This is a genomic window from Methanobrevibacter sp. (genome assembly GCF_030539875.1).
In the GTDB taxonomy this organism is placed as follows: domain Archaea; phylum Methanobacteriota; class Methanobacteria; order Methanobacteriales; family Methanobacteriaceae; genus Methanocatella.
In genome coordinates this window covers 1-16,115 of record NZ_JAUNXI010000005.1, presented here as the reverse complement: position 1 = coordinate 16,115, position 16,115 = coordinate 1, and the positions used below count along the sequence as shown (strand labels likewise).

The 16,115-nt window shown below is 33.2% G+C and carries 19 protein-coding genes; 10 read left to right on the top strand and 9 right to left on the bottom strand.

Annotation, left to right across the window (positions count from 1 at the left end; all coding sequences use genetic code 11):
- Positions 1–40: 40 nt before the first annotated feature.
- Genes Q4Q16_RS02685 through Q4Q16_RS02675 form a run of 3 tightly spaced genes read right to left on the bottom strand, consistent with a single transcriptional unit; the run spans position 41 to position 2,347 of the window.
- The gene (locus Q4Q16_RS02685; protein ID WP_303346064.1) at positions 41–574 is read right to left on the bottom strand and encodes a nitroreductase family protein; all 534 of its coding nucleotides are present in this window, start codon (positions 572–574) and stop codon (positions 41–43) included.
- Positions 571–987 carry a MarR family winged helix-turn-helix transcriptional regulator gene (locus Q4Q16_RS02680; protein ID WP_303346063.1) on the bottom strand — a complete coding sequence of 139 codons (417 nt, stop codon included), beginning with the start codon at positions 985–987 and terminating at the stop codon, positions 571–573. The genes Q4Q16_RS02685 and Q4Q16_RS02680 overlap by 4 nt, the downstream gene beginning before the upstream one ends.
- Positions 977–2,347, bottom strand: coding sequence for an MATE family efflux transporter (locus Q4Q16_RS02675; RefSeq protein WP_303346062.1), 1,371 nt, complete (start codon positions 2,345–2,347; stop codon positions 977–979). The genes Q4Q16_RS02680 and Q4Q16_RS02675 overlap by 11 nt, the downstream gene beginning before the upstream one ends.
- 104 nt (positions 2,348–2,451) lie before the next feature.
- Between Q4Q16_RS02675 and purD the strand changes: the two genes are divergently transcribed.
- From purD to argF, 3 genes are all read left to right on the top strand, one after another.
- Complete coding sequence (gene purD, locus Q4Q16_RS02670; protein ID WP_303346060.1) at positions 2,452–3,762, top strand: phosphoribosylamine--glycine ligase; 1,311 nt, start codon at positions 2,452–2,454, stop codon at positions 3,760–3,762.
- Positions 3,763–3,792: 30 nt separating this feature from the next.
- Positions 3,793–4,620, top strand: coding sequence for a TMEM175 family protein (locus Q4Q16_RS02665; protein ID WP_303346058.1), 828 nt, complete (start codon positions 3,793–3,795; stop codon positions 4,618–4,620).
- 66 nt (positions 4,621–4,686) lie between these two features.
- Positions 4,687–5,595: an ornithine carbamoyltransferase gene (argF, locus tag Q4Q16_RS02660; protein ID WP_303346056.1), complete on the top strand. Its 909-nt coding sequence runs from the start codon at positions 4,687–4,689 to the stop codon at positions 5,593–5,595.
- Here the strand turns inward: argF and Q4Q16_RS02655 are convergent.
- Together Q4Q16_RS02655 and Q4Q16_RS02650 are read right to left on the bottom strand one after the other, a co-directional pair.
- Positions 5,592–5,852 carry a zinc-ribbon domain-containing protein gene (locus Q4Q16_RS02655; RefSeq protein ID WP_303346054.1) on the bottom strand — a complete coding sequence of 87 codons (261 nt, stop codon included), beginning with the start codon at positions 5,850–5,852 and terminating at the stop codon, positions 5,592–5,594. The genes argF and Q4Q16_RS02655 overlap by 4 nt on opposite strands.
- Entirely contained in the window at positions 5,842–6,198 is a 357-nt protein-coding gene (locus Q4Q16_RS02650) for a DUF2085 domain-containing protein (protein WP_303346053.1), read from the bottom strand. The genes Q4Q16_RS02655 and Q4Q16_RS02650 overlap by 11 nt, the downstream gene beginning before the upstream one ends.
- A gap of 73 nt (positions 6,199–6,271) precedes the next feature.
- Here Q4Q16_RS02650 and Q4Q16_RS02645 point away from each other — a divergent pair, with 73 nt between their 5' ends.
- The 5 genes from Q4Q16_RS02645 to Q4Q16_RS02625 all read left to right on the top strand — a co-directional run bounded on the left by Q4Q16_RS02645 (position 6,272) and on the right by Q4Q16_RS02625 (position 11,183).
- Positions 6,272–7,966: an acetolactate synthase large subunit gene (locus Q4Q16_RS02645; protein WP_303346051.1), complete on the top strand. Its 1,695-nt coding sequence runs from the start codon at positions 6,272–6,274 to the stop codon at positions 7,964–7,966.
- Positions 7,967–8,452, top strand: a complete 486-nt coding sequence (ilvN, locus tag Q4Q16_RS02640; RefSeq protein WP_303346049.1) for an acetolactate synthase small subunit — start codon at positions 7,967–7,969, stop codon at positions 8,450–8,452. It abuts the gene before it with no gap.
- Between the two features lies 1 nt (position 8,453).
- Complete coding sequence (locus Q4Q16_RS02635; protein ID WP_303346047.1) at positions 8,454–8,981, top strand: carbonic anhydrase; 528 nt, start codon at positions 8,454–8,456, stop codon at positions 8,979–8,981.
- A 143-nt stretch (positions 8,982–9,124) separates the two neighbouring features.
- The gene (gene ilvC / locus Q4Q16_RS02630; RefSeq protein ID WP_303346046.1) at positions 9,125–10,117 is read left to right on the top strand and encodes a ketol-acid reductoisomerase; all 993 of its coding nucleotides are present in this window, start codon (positions 9,125–9,127) and stop codon (positions 10,115–10,117) included.
- 58 nt (positions 10,118–10,175) lie between these two features.
- Positions 10,176–11,183, top strand: coding sequence for a methanogenesis marker 12 protein (locus Q4Q16_RS02625; RefSeq protein WP_303346045.1), 1,008 nt, complete (start codon positions 10,176–10,178; stop codon positions 11,181–11,183).
- Positions 11,184–11,185: 2 nt separating this feature from the next.
- Here Q4Q16_RS02625 and Q4Q16_RS02620 read toward each other — a convergent pair whose 3' ends face one another.
- Entirely contained in the window at positions 11,186–11,386 is a 201-nt protein-coding gene (locus tag Q4Q16_RS02620) for an LSM domain-containing protein (RefSeq protein ID WP_303346043.1), read from the bottom strand.
- Positions 11,387–11,463: 77 nt separating this feature from the next.
- On the opposite strand from Q4Q16_RS02620, the gene Q4Q16_RS02615 reads away from it, so the two are divergent.
- Entirely contained in the window at positions 11,464–11,607 is a 144-nt protein-coding gene (locus tag Q4Q16_RS02615; protein WP_303346041.1) for a hypothetical protein, read from the top strand.
- Positions 11,608–11,612: 5 nt separating this feature from the next.
- Here Q4Q16_RS02615 and surE read toward each other — a convergent pair whose 3' ends face one another.
- The gene (gene surE / locus Q4Q16_RS02610; protein WP_303346040.1) at positions 11,613–12,389 is read right to left on the bottom strand and encodes a 5'/3'-nucleotidase SurE; all 777 of its coding nucleotides are present in this window, start codon (positions 12,387–12,389) and stop codon (positions 11,613–11,615) included.
- A gap of 236 nt (positions 12,390–12,625) precedes the next feature.
- Here surE and Q4Q16_RS02605 point away from each other — a divergent pair, with 236 nt between their 5' ends.
- Positions 12,626–13,537 carry a restriction endonuclease gene (locus tag Q4Q16_RS02605; RefSeq protein WP_303346038.1) on the top strand — a complete coding sequence of 304 codons (912 nt, stop codon included), beginning with the start codon at positions 12,626–12,628 and terminating at the stop codon, positions 13,535–13,537.
- Here the strand turns inward: Q4Q16_RS02605 and Q4Q16_RS02600 are convergent.
- Positions 13,523–14,584, bottom strand: coding sequence for an oligosaccharide repeat unit polymerase family protein (locus tag Q4Q16_RS02600; RefSeq protein ID WP_303346037.1), 1,062 nt, complete (start codon positions 14,582–14,584; stop codon positions 13,523–13,525). The genes Q4Q16_RS02605 and Q4Q16_RS02600 overlap by 15 nt on opposite strands.
- Position 14,585: 1 nt before the next feature.
- Positions 14,586–15,941: a Ni-sirohydrochlorin a,c-diamide synthase gene (gene cfbB / locus Q4Q16_RS02595; protein ID WP_303346036.1), complete on the bottom strand. Its 1,356-nt coding sequence runs from the start codon at positions 15,939–15,941 to the stop codon at positions 14,586–14,588.
- Positions 15,942–16,115 lie beyond the last annotated feature (174 nt).

Here is a 16,115-nt window from a genome sequence, read left to right as displayed (position 1 = left end):
AATAGGTATGTTGACTATTTTTTACTATTTAATAAAAGAATTAATCTATGCGGAGGATGTAGTCTTCTTTTCTTGGAATAGGCTCCGGTGTTTCCATATCGGGATAACCAAGTACTACATGGCCGACTCCTTCATAAGTTTCGGGTATTCCCCATTTTCTTAAAAGTTCTTTTCCTTTTTTGCTGCTAAACTCGTCACGGGCTCTATGAATCCAACATGATCCGACACCTATTGCATGGGCTGCATTAACAAGAACGGTTAAAACACTTGACCCGTCTTCAACAAATGTTGGAATTTCACTGTCCGCTAAAACTATTATCAATGTTTTTGCTCCATAAAATGGATCCATATCTTCCGGCATTTCAACTGGGAAAAAGCTTCTATTCCATGCAGATAATTCTTTAATTGTTTCTGGATTTTGAATCACAATTATTTTAGGAGATTGTGCTCCTCTTGCTGTTGGGGCATATGTTCCTGTTTCTAATATTATGTTTAAATCCTCATCTGAAATTTGCTTGTCTTTAAATTTCCTGATGCTTCTTCTTGATTTTAAATCGTTAATTGTCTGATTCATATTAATTCCTCACATATGGTTCTAAGTGTTTTTAAGAAATTATTGTATTCTTCATCTGCTAGGTTCTCTTTTATCTTATTGTCCCATTTTCTGTCATAGTCCATAACTTTTTGAGCGGTTTTTTCCCCTTTCGGTGTTGTTTTGATTATTTTTTTTCTTTTATCTTTAATCCGTTCAATAAATCCTTTATCTTCGAGTTTTTTAAGGTTTCTTGCTATTGTACTTTCATTTAGACGAAATATTTCCGCCAGTTGTTCCTGATTTATTCCTTTTCTTTCATATATTACAATTAAAAGAGGATGAAGACCAAAACTTAAGTCATCTTCTTTTACATTTTCGTTAATGTATTTTGCATGTTCTCTGTGAAGTATTGAAATAAATGGGGCTGTAGGTGCATTGTCATCAAATTCCATTATCTCTTCTCCTTAATAGTCTGCTTATATATAGTTCAATACATCCGTAACATATTAGGGAACCTATTCCTCCACCTAAAAGCATTCCGCAATATATTCCGAATTCTCCCATGTTAAAGACAAATCCAAGTACATATGCAAAGATAAGCACTAATATAAATTCCCTAAATGCTGTTAATATAAATGATATTGTTCCTTTTCCAACTCCCTGGAATACATTTCCTGCACTTGCTCCAAATGGGACATATAATATGAATAAACACATGAGTTGTATAAAGCTCGCAATCAACGGTTCTAACTGGGCACTGCTTTCTGAGTAGGAGAATATGAATGCAATTTGATTTGCAAATAAATTCAAAATAATGCAAACAATAACTGAAGCTATTAATGCTACTTTAACTGCATATCTTGCTGTAATTCTTAAGTTTTCATATTTGCGTGATCCGTATGCAACTCCTGCAACTGATATTGATGCGGTTCCAACTCCTATTGCTGGAAGCATTCCTATATTTACTATTCTCCAACCTGCAGTATAAACAGCCACTGCAACAGGTCCTGAAACAATTGTGAGCATGAAATTGACTACAATTGTTAGTACAGATAAGATTAACTGCTCTAAACTGGCAGGGATTCCTACAACTAAAATGTCTTTATACATTTTTAAATCATTATGAAAGCTTTCACGGTTGTATTTAAGGTAAGTGTCTTTTTTAACAAACATCCAGTAAAGCATTGTAAGAACTGCAAACAAATGTGCAATTACTGTTGCCCATGCGGCACCTGCAACTCCTAAATTTAATGTATAAATGAAAATCGGGTCAATACACATGTTTGTTATTGCTGAGACTGCAAGAGGGACTGTGGCTCTTTTAACGTCTCCTTCTGCTCTGAATGCTCCTCCAAAAATTGGTGGAAGAAGCATTGTAAAAGCAAAGGCAAAAATTACAATTCCATATTCCATTGCATAATTCAAAACAGCTGTTGCACCCATTATTGTAAGTAATGGCTTTAAAAAACCAAGTAGGATTATTGAAACAGCGATTGACAGTATTACTCCTAAAATTAAGTTATGTATCGCCGCATTATTTGCTGATGATTTATTTTCGGCTCCAATATATCGTGAAATTAATGAATTGCCCCCTGCTCCGATTCCGTTCCCGATTCCAATAAGCACCATGAATAGTGGGGTAACATATCCAAGTGCTGCTAACGGTTCTGCACCAAGTCCTGCCACCCATATGCTGTCAATTATATTATTTGCAAATATTAAAAACATACTTGCTATAATCGGCAGTGACAATTTATTGATGGCCTTTTTTGGGTCTCCTGTAATTATTTCTATATTTGAATTTTTTTCCATATTTTTTCCTCATTCTTGCATATGCAATTATACACTTGTATATGCAAGTGTTAATATATAAATATTTTCACAAACATAACTATATACTAATAGGAGACTATATTATGAAGGTTTTAGTTGTAGGTACAGGTGCTCGTGAACATGCTATCGCTGATGCTTTAAAAGATGATGTGGATTTATACTGTTATATGAGCAAGGTAAATCCTGGATTGTCCAAAATCGCCAAATTTAAACAGGGTGATGAAGGAGAAGTTGAAAAGGTAGCCCAATATGCCGTTGAAAATGATATTGACATTGCATTTATTGGTCCTGAAGCTCCACTTGGAAAAGGAATCGTAGATGAACTTCAAAAAAATGGAATAAGCTGTGTTGGACCGACACAAAGTGCGGCAAAAATTGAAACTGACAAGTCATTTATGAGAAAACTCTTTGAAGACTATGAAATCGAAGGATCACTTGTTTACAAAGTATTTGATAACTCTGAAGATGTATCAGAATTCCTGGATGAATTTGACCGTGATGTTGTTGTAAAACCTGTTGGATTAACTGGTGGTAAAGGAGTTAAAATTGTCGGCGACCATTTAAAAGATAATGAAGAAGCAAAAGAATACTCTTGTGAAGTAATTGATAATGTAATGGGTGGATTTGCTCAAGTAATTATTGAAGAAAGGTTAATCGGTGAAGAATTTACTATTCAAGCATTTTGTGATGGGGAACACTTGGCTCCAATGCCTGCAGCACAAGACCATCCTCATGCATTTGAAGGAGATGTTGGGGCAATTACTGGTGGCATGGGTTCATATTCTGATGTTGGTGGATTATTGCCGTTTTTAACTCAGGAAGATTATGATAAAGCAGTTAAAATTATGGAAGCAACCTTAAAGGCTATAGCTAGCGAAGCTGAACCATACAAAGGTATTTTATATGGTCAATTTATGTTAACTGCTGATGGACCTAAACTTATTGAATACAATGCAAGATTTGGAGACCCGGAAGCAATGAACGTTTTACCATTACTTAAAACTCCATTGGTTAATATCTGCCAGGCTATTGTTGATGGTAACTTGGATGAAGCCGAATTTGAAGACAAGGCTAGTGTATGTAAATACATTGTACCTGACGGATATCCTGAAACTGAATTTGCTGGTGAATTAATAGAGGTTGATGAGGAATCTATTGAAAAATTAGGCGCCAAAGTATTTTATGCAGCAGTATCATCTGAAGATGATGGAATTCACCTGTCCGGTTCAAGGGCATTAGGTATTGTGGCTAGTGGCAATACTATCGAAGAAGCTGAAAAAATAGCTGAGGAAGCTTGCAAATTCGTTAAAGGTAATGTTTACCACAGAAGTGATGTCGGTACTTCTGATCTTGTTAGCAAACGTGTTGAACACATGAAAGAAATTTTAAACTAAATTTCTTTTTTCTTTTTTTTTTTGATTTAAATGACTTCTGATGATTCTAAGGATTTGGGTAAAATAAAATCTGAAATATATGAAAAAATAGAGATTTTAAAAGAAGATGTCAAATCCCAGGAAGAATTAGAAAAATTAAATAAATTTACTTATTATTTATCTACTCATTTTGCTCAGGACGATGAAATCAAAACTGAAAAATTAGATAAACTTAATAAAGGTTTAAGTTATTATCAGCGTTTTAAACAAGCCATTGAGAAAAAAATCGACATTGACCCTGGAAGATTAATGGCTCTTACCGATGGAATTTTTGGAATGGTAATGACTCTTTTGGTTTTTGGTATTGCACTTCCGGAATTGCAGATTAATAATTACGTTTCATTTTTAACCTTTTTTTCAAGTTTAAGCCCCACTATCGGAATTACCATTGTCAGTTTTATTTTATTGAGCTGTTTTTGGATTTACCATCATGAATTTATAAAATTAAATAATATTAATATTCCCTATTTATGGATAAATATCTTCTTTTTGATTTGCATATCCTTTGTTCCTTTTACAACTTCATTAATAGGAAATTATTCTCATTTCTTTTTATCTGAAGTAATTTTCGGGATGAACATCTTCCTAACAATTGTATTTTTCTTATTGATGTATAGCTATGCCTATTCCAGAGATTTTCTAGATAATTCACCTTCAAAAAAGGAGAGGAATTATGTTTATCAGACTTTTGGAATGATAATGGTTTTAACTATTATTGTAAATTTCCTGGATTTTAAGGTTTCAGGTAATTTTATTTATTTATTCTTATTAGTTCCTATAATTTCCACAATTAGGGATATAAGATTTAAAAATGAATGAATAGAAAACTTTAATATGTATTATTAAGATATAAATATTTTTATTATAGTTATTAAGGGGATTATAATGGGTAGTTTATTATCAATTACAGACATTAAAGATGATGTTAATCACATTTTGGATTTGGCCTGTAGAATTAAAGCAGGTGAGGTAGAGGAAAAGCCTCTTGAAGGTAAAACATTAGCAATGATTTTCCAGAAATCATCAACCAGGACTAGAGTTTCTTTTGATGTGGGAATGTATCAGTTAGGCGGAAGGGCAATCTTTTTATCTTCTAATGATTTGCAAATGGGCAGAGGGGAACCAATTTCCGATACTGCAAAAGTTTTAAGCCGTTTCGTTGATGGAATAATGATTCGTGCAATAGAACATGATGATGTAATTGAATTGGCTAAACATTCTGATGTTCCAGTTATCAGCGGATTAACCAATTTTGAACATCCTTGTCAGGCACTGGCTGACATGCTGACAATCAAAGAGCATTTCGGCAGTTTGAAAGGTAGAAAAATCTGCTTTGTAGGAGATGGAAACAACGTATGCAATTCCCTTTTATTAATCGCTCCCCTTCTTGGCATGGACATGTCTGTAGCTTGCCCTAAAAAATATGAACCTTCACAGGATATTTTAAAAACCGCAAAGGAATATGCGGCAGAAAACAATACTGAAATTGTCATAAGTGATGATATCGGTGTTGCCCTTGAAAATGTCGATGTTGTATATACTGATGTTTGGGTAAGTATGGGTGATGAAGTCGAAGCAAAACAGAGAAAAATTGATTTTGCTCCATTTCAGGTAAATTCTGATTTAATGAGTATAGCTAATGATGGAGCTATTTTCATGCATTGTTTGCCTGCTGTTAGAGGTCAGGAAGTAACCAGTGAAGTTATTGACGGACCGCAATCTGTTATCTATGATGAGGCAGAAAACAGGATGCATGCTCAAAAGGCAGTTTTATATTATTATATGAAAGATTAGGGGCTAAGTGATCCTATTGCAAAAAGTATAAAGATACCAATTAAACATAAACAGCAGCAAATGGTGTCGCTACTATCGGATGAACTGGCTGATGTTGTGCTTTGTTGAGTACTGGTATATGAAGTATATGTTTTTTCTTGGGCAGGTGTTTCAATCACTCTTGCTTTTTTAACTTCTTCTTCTTTTAACTTTGTTCCACAATTCTTACAGAATACCGCTTCTTCAGGATTTTCTTCACCGCAATTTCTACAAAACATATAAAATCCACCTTATAATTATTTTCATGAATATTATTAATCCTATTCCACCTATGAATCCTGTGATAAATCTTAAATTATTCGTACTTTCTCTTTTACCAAGATATTGGGTAAAACCGTCTATTGCCACAGGTATCATCAGAATCATTGAAATTATTAGCATATTTAAATCGTAACTGTGTTGGTAAAAATAATTGTAAATTAAATAGACCAGTAAGCCGGTATAAAATCCGGTGCATCTTGCACAAACCGGAAACTGATGATTTCCGATAAAGAAACTTCTCTCAGGTTTTCTATGGCAAATGTATTTTGTTAATTTCATTATATCAGCACAGGTTAAATACATTAATATTATTTCAATAATTATATATATTTTTATATTCATACTTAAATTATAATACTTTAAAAAGGTTTTTAAAATGAGAGGCGGAGAAGCAATAATCGAATCCCTTAAAAATATGGGGGTTAAAACAATATTTGGTTATCCTGGCGGACAAACCATACCATTCTATGATATGTTATATGATGCAGACTTGGATCATATATTAGTTAGACACGAACAATGCGCAGCTCATGCAGCAGATGGATATGCAAGAGCTTCAGGCCGTGTGGGTGTGTGTTTGGCAACTTCCGGTCCAGGTGCAACAAACCTTGTAACTGGTATTGCTACAGCATATATGGATTCTTCTCCAATTTTAGCTATTACTGGACAGGTTCCTACTCATTTAATTGGAAATGATGCATTTCAAGAAGCCGATATTGTTGGAATTACAATGCCAATTACAAAACACAGTTTTCAACCAAAAGACCCTAATTTAATCCCTTCTATGATTAAATCTAGTTTTGAAATTGCAGCCAGCGGAAGACCGGGCCCAGTTTTAATTGATGTTCCAAAAGAAGTTCAGGAAGGTGAATTGTCAAGTTTTGATGATTCTTTAATTGAAACTCCAGGTTATAACCCTACCACTAAAGGAAATATTAGACAAATCAGAAAAGCTTGTGATTTAATAAAAGAAGCTAAAAGGCCAATGATTTTGGCAGGTGCAGGTGTTGTTATATCTAATGCATGTTGTGAGTTGGAAAAACTTGCACATACAATCAATGCTCCTGTTATGACTTCGCTTTTAGGTAAAGGGGCTATTGATGAAACTGATGATTTGGCATTGGGGATGCTTGGTATGCATGGTAGAAAAGTTTCCAATGATTATATTAATGAATCTGATTTGTTAATAGCTATCGGTATTAGGTTTTCAGATAGAACTACTGGCAGATTGGACAGTTTCCTTCCTGATACTAAAGTTATTCATATAGATATTGACCCTGCAGAGATAGGTAAAAATGTAGATGTTGACTTGCCTATTGTAGGAGATGCTCACAATGTTTTAACTTCGCTGAATAATTCTTTAAAAGATTATAAGGTTTCACCGGATGTACTTAAATGGAGCAATATGATTCAAGAGAAAAAGCAGGAATTGCGTCCAAGAGTAACTTATTCAGACATTCCCTTAAAACCACAGACTGTTATAAAAGAAATAGCTGAAGTTCTAACTCCAGAATCAATTTTAACCACTGATGTTGGTCAGAATCAAATGTGGGCGGCACACTTCTTTGAAATTCAAAAACCGCGTAAATTCATATCTTCAGGCGGACTTGGAACTATGGGATTCGGATTCCCTGCGGCTATCGGTGCTAAAGTTGCCTGTCCTGAGAATCCGGTTGTTTCAATTTGTGGTGACGGCGGATTTTTAATGGTTTGTCAGGAATTGGCTACTGTTCGTGAATATGACATACCTGTTATTGCAGTTGTTTTTGAAAATAGGACATTGGGAATGGTATATCAATGGCAAAGCTTACTGTATAATGAAAGACATTCACAGACTTTGCTTGGAAATAGTCCTGACTTTGTTAAACTGGCGGAAAGTTTTGGAGTAAATGCGGTCAGAATTACAAAACCTGGTGAAACTAAAGAGGAATTGGCTTCTGCAATTAAAGATAATGAACCGATTTTATTTAATGTAGTAATAGATTCTCAAGAGGCATTGCCTATGCTTCCTCCTGGAGCGGGAATTAATGAAATGATTGGTGAATATAAACTTGAAAAGGATGTGATTTAAATGGTTAATGAATATCATGTTATTTCCACATTAGTAGAGGATAAACCAGGTGTTTTACAAAAAATTGCAGGATTATTTAATAGGAGAGGATTTAACATTGACAGCATTACTGTTGGAGTGTCTGAAGTTGAAGGATTATCCCGTATGGTAATTACTGTTAATGCAGATAAAAAAGGCCTTGAACAGGTTACAAAGCAATTAAATAAATTAGTTGATGTTATCAAGATTAAAGATATTACTAAAAATGCAGTTAATAGGGAATTATGTCTTATAAAAGTAAAGGTCCCTAACGAAAAAGCAAGAGCTGAAATTATGCAATATACTAATATTTTCAGAGCAAAAATCGTTGATGTTTCTGAAGAAACGTTAATTATTGAACTTACTGGAGATATTGATAAAATTGATGCATTTATATCTTTATTAAAAAGCTACGGAATCAAAAAGATTTCCCGTACCGGTCTTACCGCGATGTCTAGAGGTGTATAAAATGACTATATTAGAAGATGTTTTAAGTGATAATAAGAATTTTGTAGAAAACTTTGAAGGCAAAGAAATGTCTCACCATGCACAAAAGAAATTAGTTATCCTAACCTGTATGGATTGTAGATTAATTGACTTTTTCGAACCTGCTTTAGGTCTTAAAAGGGGAGATGCAAAGATTATTAGAAACGCAGGTAATTCCATTGTCGGAGAAGATGCAATTAGATCAGTTGGTGCGGCATTATACAATCTCGGCGCCGAAGAAGTATTGGTAGTTGGTCATACTGAATGCGGTATGGCTGGTGCAGATGTAGATGCATTAAAAGAGAAGATGCTTGAAAGAGGTATTAAAGAAGAGGATATTGCTCAATATGATTTGGCTGAATGGATTGGCGGATTTGACGATGAGGAAGAAAACGTTAAAAACGTTGTAGAAAAAATTAAAAACCATCCATTAATCCCTGATGTGCCTGTACACGGTCTTATCATTGATATTGTTACCGGTGAATTAAAAATTTTAGTAGATGGTTATTAATCCGTCTATAATCTATTTTTTTTTAAAAATTTCATATAAATATAAAACTTAATATATTATTAAAACACAAATAATATATTGAATATTTTATTATATGTCCAATTCAATTTTATTAATTAACTAAAAATATAAGAGATGATTTTATGAAAATGTATTACGATGCAGATGTAAATACAGATGCTCTTGAAGGAAAAACCATTGCTGTAATCGGTTATGGTTCACAAGGCAGAGCACAATCTAGAAATATGGCTGATAGTGGAGCTAATGTCATTGTTGGTGTAAGAGAAAATGGAAGTTCTTGGAATTTAGTTCAAGAAGATGGCATGACTGTAAAAACTATCGAAGATGCAGCAAAAGAAGCAGATATCATTCATATTTTACTTCCTGATGAAATTCAAGAAAGAGTTTATAAAGAACAGATAGCTCCTTATGTTGAATCTGGAAACACTATCTCATTCTCTCACGGTTACAACATCCACTTTGGTTTAATCCAGCCAGCGGAAGACGTAAACATTGTAATGTTTGCACCTAAAGGACCTGGATCTATGGTAAGAAGAACTTACGAAGAAGGATTCGGTATTCCTGGTTTAGTTGCAGTTGAAAGAGATGCTACTGGCGATGCTTTACAACTTGCATTAGGTATGGCAAAAGCATGTGGTTTGACTAAAGCAGGTGTTTTAGAAACTACTTTTAAAGAAGAAACTGAAACTGATTTATTCGGTGAACAAACTGTTTTATGTGGTGGTATCACTGAATTAATCAATGCAGGATTTACAACTTTAGTTGAAGCCGGTTATCAGCCTGAAATTGCTTACTTTGAAACCTGTCATGAAGTAAAACTCATTGTTGATTTAATTTATGAAAAAGGTTTTGCCGGAATGTGGAATGATGTAAGTAACACTGCTGAATATGGTGGTTTAACTAGAGGAAAAACTATCATTACTGATGAAGCTAAAGAAGGTATGAAAGTAGCTTTAAAACAAATTCAAGATGGAACCTTCAAAAAACAATTTGCTGATGAAAATGCAACTGACGGCGCTAACTTAAAAGAAATGAGGGCTGCTGAAGGTAAAAAAGAAATTGAAATTGTTGGTGAAAGATTAAGAAAAGCTTGCGGATTACAAAAAGACGAATAGTCTTTTAAATCCTTTTACTATTTTTTTTTTAAGAATTTTTATTATACGAGTTGTAATCATGGTATTTATTGGAATGGACCATGGAACTACCGGAATCTCTTTTTGTATAATGTCTGATGAAGGCGAAGTACTTGATGTTTTTAAGATAGGAAGGGAAGAAAGTAAAAACGGTCTGGTTTCTGCAACTGAAGAAATAACAAAACGTGTTGATTTGGATTCTGTTAAACTAATGGCTATTACTTATGCTATGGGTGATGGAATTAACAAGATTATGCCTACAAATAAAGTTAAAAACAGGGGAATTTTATCTATTAATGGTGCAGGCAAAGTTACTGGCGGAGGAACTTCTGTTTTTAGCGAATTGGAATCATTGGATGTTGGTTCAATCATGATTCCCGGGCTTCACAGAAATTCTGATTCTTTAGATAAATTATTCAGAGCGGCTTATTCTCATCAGGCCAGTTCTGAGAAGGTAAGCATTGCATATAATGCTTTAAGAGAAACTGGATGGTCTAATTTTATTGTAGCGGATATTTCATCCAACAGTGTTGATATTTTAATTGAAGATGGCAAAATTAAGGGGGCAATTGATGCTTGTTTAGGTGCAATGGGTGTTGTTCACGGACCAATTGACCTTGAAATGATAAGAGACATTGATGAAAACGGAGTCTTGGCTAACGACTGTTTTTCACATGCAGGTGCAGTTAGAATAGCCGGAATTGATGGTAAAGTGGCTAATATGAAGGACCAGCTTTTAGAAAATTATAAAAAAGGTGATGAAAAAGCAAAATTGGCTATTGATACCTTGATTATGACCGTTGCAATGGAAATTGCCGGTTTGGATGTTGTATGTGAAAATGAAGTTGAAGGTATCGTGCTTACCGGATCTATTGGAAGTGCAACCGAACCATTTAACTTTGAAGATGAAATCAATAAATATTTCAAAAATAAGTATCCTTTAAAAGTGATTTCTAAAGAATCCGGAGCTGTTGGTGCCGCTCAAATAGCAATGGATGTTTATAATGGTAAAAAGGAAATATTAGGTATTGAAGTTGATATTTCCTAATTCTATTCTTTTACACTAACGAAAATAATATTTCCGCCTTTTACGGTTTCCAAACCATTTTCATTTTCAAGGATGATGTTTAAGTAATTGTCGATAGCTATTATTTTACCTTCGATTTGATAATCTCCTCTTAAATCAATGGCTACATTTTTATTTTTAAATTGTTTAAAAAGTTTGTTTACATTATCTTTATCTTTACTCATTTTCTTCAAATCCCTGATTATTCTACATTTATTTTGATGTTTCATCTTTATATAGTTTAACATTTATAGTATATAATATGCCAATCAATCAATTAGAAAGTAATTTGGAAGCTATTACTCGTACAATAGCCAAGTTAAAAAAAGACGGATGCACTGATGAAAAAATTTTAAATGAACTTAGGGAAGAAAGGGATAAAGTGCTTAAAGATTTAAACTTATAATCATTTTAATCAAACCATTCTTTTAATGGGTTCATATCAGCGGTTAAATCAATTTTTAATGGAGTTATTGTAGTTTTTTGTTTTTTTCTCAATTCATAACCGTCGCTTCCGGGTTCATCAAATTCATAAGGTTCACCATCAATCCAATAGTATGGTTTTCCACGCGGATCCAAGCGCTGCTGAACTACTGGGCAGTACATTCTTTTTCCAAGCTTTGCAACTTCAAATTCTTCATCTAAAGGGTCTGCAGGAACATTTACATTTAATAAGTCAATTCCTTCAGGCAATCCTTTTTTAAGCACGATTTTTGTTAATTTGTTTAGCATTTTGCCTGCAAAATCAAAATCTATTTTCACCTGTCCATTTTCAAATTTAATATCGTCACGCATCACTTCTTGAGAAATGGCTATTGTCGGGATGCCGAATGTTGCAGCTTCTATTGCTGCGCCTATTGTTCCTGATGTTGTAAGTTCGGCTTTTCCAATATTGAAACCTACATTAATGCCGGATATCATGATGTCAGGTTTTTCATCCATAATTTCAAATAATCCAATGGTTACGGCATCAGTTGGTGTTCCGCTTACTCCATAGCCGGGACTGCCGTCTCTTAAAGTATATTTATTCACTCTTAATGGTTCAAATAATGTTAGTGCATGACCTATTCCGCTTTGTTGGGTCTCCGGTGCTATAACATATGTGTCACATAAATTTTCTACGGCCTTTTTTGAAGCCAGAATACCTGAAGAGGTTATTCCGTCATCGTTACTTATCAATGCTTTCATAAATATAATAAGTGTTGAGCTTGTTAAAATAATTTTATATTTTTTTATATTTATTGATCATGACTGCCAAAAGTAAATTTCTGTGCTGAATTTTCTTTATTTTACAATCAAAGCATTATTTGCTTTTTTTAAAAAATTGATTTTTGAGTTTTTGAAAAGGCCCTATAAAAAAGTTTAATAACAATTTATTGTATAAATTATAATACTAATAGCAAAAAACACATGCAGGTGGAAATTTGAAAAAACCACAATTAATTAATTTCATAGCTAAGGTGATGGAGGACTCCGGTTTTAAAGTTCATAAGAATTTTGAAACTTCTCAGAAGGTTATAGACATATATGCTATTTTGCCTACAACTATCGGGGATTTTGGTGTTGTTGTAGCATGTAAAAATTATGATAAGAATTTTATAATTGGAGTCGATGTTTTAAGAGAAATGGAGGCTGTCCAGCAAAGTTTAAATGCTTCTAAAGTTACTATTGTCGCTTCTTGTTATTTTTCAGAACAAGCAAAGAGCTACGCTCATAGAAAAAATATTAAATTAGTAGATAGGGATAATCTACTTGAACTTGCTAAAAAATACCAGGACAGGACTTCTCAAACTACATTAGATAATACTCTCTATGATGGGGGTGCATCCAGATATATTGATGAGGAATATCCCGAATATTCATATGATGCTTCTGATATGGAATATGTGATGCATAGAGAAAGAAATCCTGCCATGTATAAGAACACTTTATACAGGCAGGTTGATGAAAATCCTCGAAAAGGTTTATCTTCTCTTTTTAACAAGGGCAATAGAAATAGTAGGGTGCTTAATGCACCATCAAGAAATGTGACTACATTATACAATTATAATTCCAGAAACAGCGCTTTTGAAAGAGGTTCATTGCTTTATAACTTAATTCAAAACCCGATAATTTTAATTGTTTTTGTTGTTGTGATTTCATACATTTGTTCATACATTGCAGGCAATCTCTTAAAAATGGATACTGGAATTGCCGGTTTAATTGAAATGATTGTAGCATTGCTTCTTTCATACGGTTTATCCTTATACACAGATAGAAATAGGGATTTCATCGTTAAAGGAACATTCGTATTCTTTATTTCATTAATTATCTTAATCATATTAATTTTTGTTTAATTTAATATGATTGTGATTGGTTATTATTAAGATCAGTCCAAGCAAATATAAAAACCAAATCATAATGTCTGTTGGTCCGGTTTCTATCCAAATTAATGTATGTGTTAGAATGATGGAGTAAATCCCCACTCCAATTCCTTTTTTTAATTTATTCATGGTTCCTAAAAATATTCCCATTAAAAACATCTGAACTGCAAGGCCGATTAATCCGAAATCAAGATAAACTGGTCCGAATAATGTGGAAGTTAAACAAACGTTGTAATGTAGTACATATTCACCAATAAATGTTCTGGGACTTCCTGATGAGAAAATCATACTAAAAATATGGCCGTTTGTTGTTCCGGCTAGTGGAATTATTTTTTCAAATACTTTTAGGGTAAATCCTGCTCTGTAAAATAATAATTGAAGAGGATTCAGTGTCCAATTTTGATTTGCAATTGACTGGGTTGCAATATATCCGATAGCCAGAAATCCGATAGCCATTATTGCAATAAATAACGCTCCCATTTTTTTAGATATTTTATTGAGATAATATAATGTGATAAATGAACTTCCCAAAATTCCCAGAACTGAGGTTCTATATCCGTTAAGACCAAATATTGCTGCTCCAAGAGCAATTAAAATTAAATATTTTTTGCTGTAGTATTTGGCAAGTAGGATATTTATCATTATTAAAAATAATGGATATGCAACTCTCCAAATGTTTGTTGTTGCATTCGATTTTAAAACACTATCAAAAAGGGGTATTCCTCCAATTAAAAACAGATTCAGTGTTTGCAGGGATAATGCTATTAGAACAAGAGCAACTAATATTTTTTCAGATAAGATATCGATTTCTTTTGTTTTACTAATGCTGATTTTGCGTTTTGCAATCAGCACTCCAGCTATAAATATTAAACTTACGAAGATAACTGTTGAAAACACGCTAATGTTCAATGGGCTGTCAAACCTATAGTCAAATGATCCTATATAACCCATTACTAAAAAGACGAGTATTGCAACCACAACAATTAACGGATTAAAAAAATCAATTTCTTTAAAGTTCATGTTATCCTCCAAGTTCTGATGATGAAATGCAGAAGTTTCCACCGAAATTAGGCATGGCGGCAACATGTGTGTGAACATAACTTGCCAGCGTGTTTCTCTGCATAAATCCGTCCTGATTATTATAGGAGCCTTTTCCTCTTAGAATATTAAATGCAAAATCGTTTTTAATATTGTTCTTATCAGCAAGGACTTTTGAGTAGTGGAATTCATGACTATTGAATTTTTCACCTTTTTTAGAAATTATATTGTCCTGTTTAACTTCAGCGATGGTGTATTTCAGAGCCTGCACTCTATCTGTTAGAATTGACTTGTATGGATATATATTCACCATTGCATCTTCATGGATGGATTTCATAAGATACATTAAACCACCACATTCGGCGAAAATAGGTCTGTCTTCTAAGTGAAAGTCTTTGATTTGTGATAGCATATTTGTATTTGCATTAAGTTCCTTTGAAAACAGTTCAGGGTATCCTCCACCAATATATAATCCGTCTACATCTGGAAGACTTTCATCCTTTAAAGGTGAAAAATATTCTATTTTAGCATTATTGGCTTCTAGTGATTCAATATTTTCTTTATAATAGAAATTGAAAACCTCATCATAAGCAACTCCAATTTTAACTGGTTGTTTGTTTAGTTTATTCCAGATTGGTATAATGTCTGACTTAATTTTTGGCGCAGTTTTTGCAATTTCAACTAATCTGTCTAAATCAATTGACTGTTTAATTACATTTGACCATAAATCAATAAATTTAAGTGAATTTTCTCTTTCGCGAGCAGGAACGAGGCCTAAATGTCTCTGTTCAATTGAAATAGTGTTGTCACGCACAATGCCACCTATGACTTCAGTGTTTGTAATTTCTTCAATTGACCTTTTAGTTTTTTCATAATGAGCTTTATTTTTTACTTTGTTTAAAATAACTCCTGCAATGTTAATTTCAGGATCTAATGCTTTAAAACCTAAAACAATGGCTGCGGCACTTTTAACTAAACTTCTTGAATTTATAATCAATATTACTGGAGATTTTAAAGATTTGGCTATTGAAGCCGTACTTCCAATATCGTTTACAGAATCAATTCCTTCATATAATCCTCTCACACCTTCAATAATTGCAATGTCTTTTCCGTTCATTCCTTTTAGGTAAGAATCTCTGACTTGACCTTCTTTCATAAAAAAAGAATCTAAGTTTCTTGAAACATTGCCTGTAGCTAATGTGTGATAGGACGGATCAATATAGTCTGGTCCAACTTTAAATGGCTGAACATTATATTTTTCACTTAAAGCTTTCATTATTCCGGTAGCAATTGTCGTTTTTCCAACTGCACTGCCGGTTCCTGCTAAAATAATTCTCATGATATTATAATATGTGGGGGGTATTTTATTAACTTATCTTTTTAAAAATAAACACTTGTTAATAATATTTTATAATGTATATATTAACACTATTTATATTTGAAATTGAATAAATTAGTGGCTCTTTCAAAAACTTGTGTGATTTTTTTCTTTTTCATTGTTTAAATTCCAATA

Bases quoted from the DNA above. Each gene is read 5' to 3' on its own strand.
- Q4Q16_RS02685 (WP_303346064.1), bottom strand. From the start codon at position 574: ATGAATCAGACAATTAACGATTTAAAATCAAGAAGAAGCATCAGGAAA.
- Q4Q16_RS02680 (WP_303346063.1), bottom strand. From the start codon at position 987: ATGGAATTTGATGACAATGCACCTACAGCCCCATTTATTTCAATACTT.
- Q4Q16_RS02675 (WP_303346062.1), bottom strand. From the start codon at position 2,347: ATGGAAAAAAATTCAAATATAGAAATAATTACAGGAGACCCAAAAAAG.
- purD (WP_303346060.1), top strand. From the start codon at position 2,452: ATGAAGGTTTTAGTTGTAGGTACAGGTGCTCGTGAACATGCTATCGCT.
- Q4Q16_RS02665 (WP_303346058.1), top strand. From the start codon at position 3,793: ATGACTTCTGATGATTCTAAGGATTTGGGTAAAATAAAATCTGAAATA.
- argF (WP_303346056.1), top strand. From the start codon at position 4,687: ATGGGTAGTTTATTATCAATTACAGACATTAAAGATGATGTTAATCAC.
- Q4Q16_RS02655 (WP_303346054.1), bottom strand. From the start codon at position 5,852: ATGTTTTGTAGAAATTGCGGTGAAGAAAATCCTGAAGAAGCGGTATTC.
- Q4Q16_RS02650 (WP_303346053.1), bottom strand. From the start codon at position 6,198: ATGTATTTAACCTGTGCTGATATAATGAAATTAACAAAATACATTTGC.
- Q4Q16_RS02645 (WP_303346051.1), top strand. From the start codon at position 6,272: ATGAGAGGCGGAGAAGCAATAATCGAATCCCTTAAAAATATGGGGGTT.
- ilvN (WP_303346049.1), top strand. From the start codon at position 7,967: ATGGTTAATGAATATCATGTTATTTCCACATTAGTAGAGGATAAACCA.
- Q4Q16_RS02635 (WP_303346047.1), top strand. From the start codon at position 8,454: ATGACTATATTAGAAGATGTTTTAAGTGATAATAAGAATTTTGTAGAA.
- ilvC (WP_303346046.1), top strand. From the start codon at position 9,125: ATGAAAATGTATTACGATGCAGATGTAAATACAGATGCTCTTGAAGGA.
- Q4Q16_RS02625 (WP_303346045.1), top strand. From the start codon at position 10,176: ATGGTATTTATTGGAATGGACCATGGAACTACCGGAATCTCTTTTTGT.
- Q4Q16_RS02620 (WP_303346043.1), bottom strand. From the start codon at position 11,386: ATGAGTAAAGATAAAGATAATGTAAACAAACTTTTTAAACAATTTAAA.
- Q4Q16_RS02615 (WP_303346041.1), top strand. From the start codon at position 11,464: ATGCCAATCAATCAATTAGAAAGTAATTTGGAAGCTATTACTCGTACA.
- surE (WP_303346040.1), bottom strand. From the start codon at position 12,389: ATGAAAGCATTGATAAGTAACGATGACGGAATAACCTCTTCAGGTATT.
- Q4Q16_RS02600 (WP_303346037.1), bottom strand. From the start codon at position 14,584: ATGAACTTTAAAGAAATTGATTTTTTTAATCCGTTAATTGTTGTGGTT.
- cfbB (WP_303346036.1), bottom strand. From the start codon at position 15,941: ATGAGAATTATTTTAGCAGGAACCGGCAGTGCAGTTGGAAAAACGACA.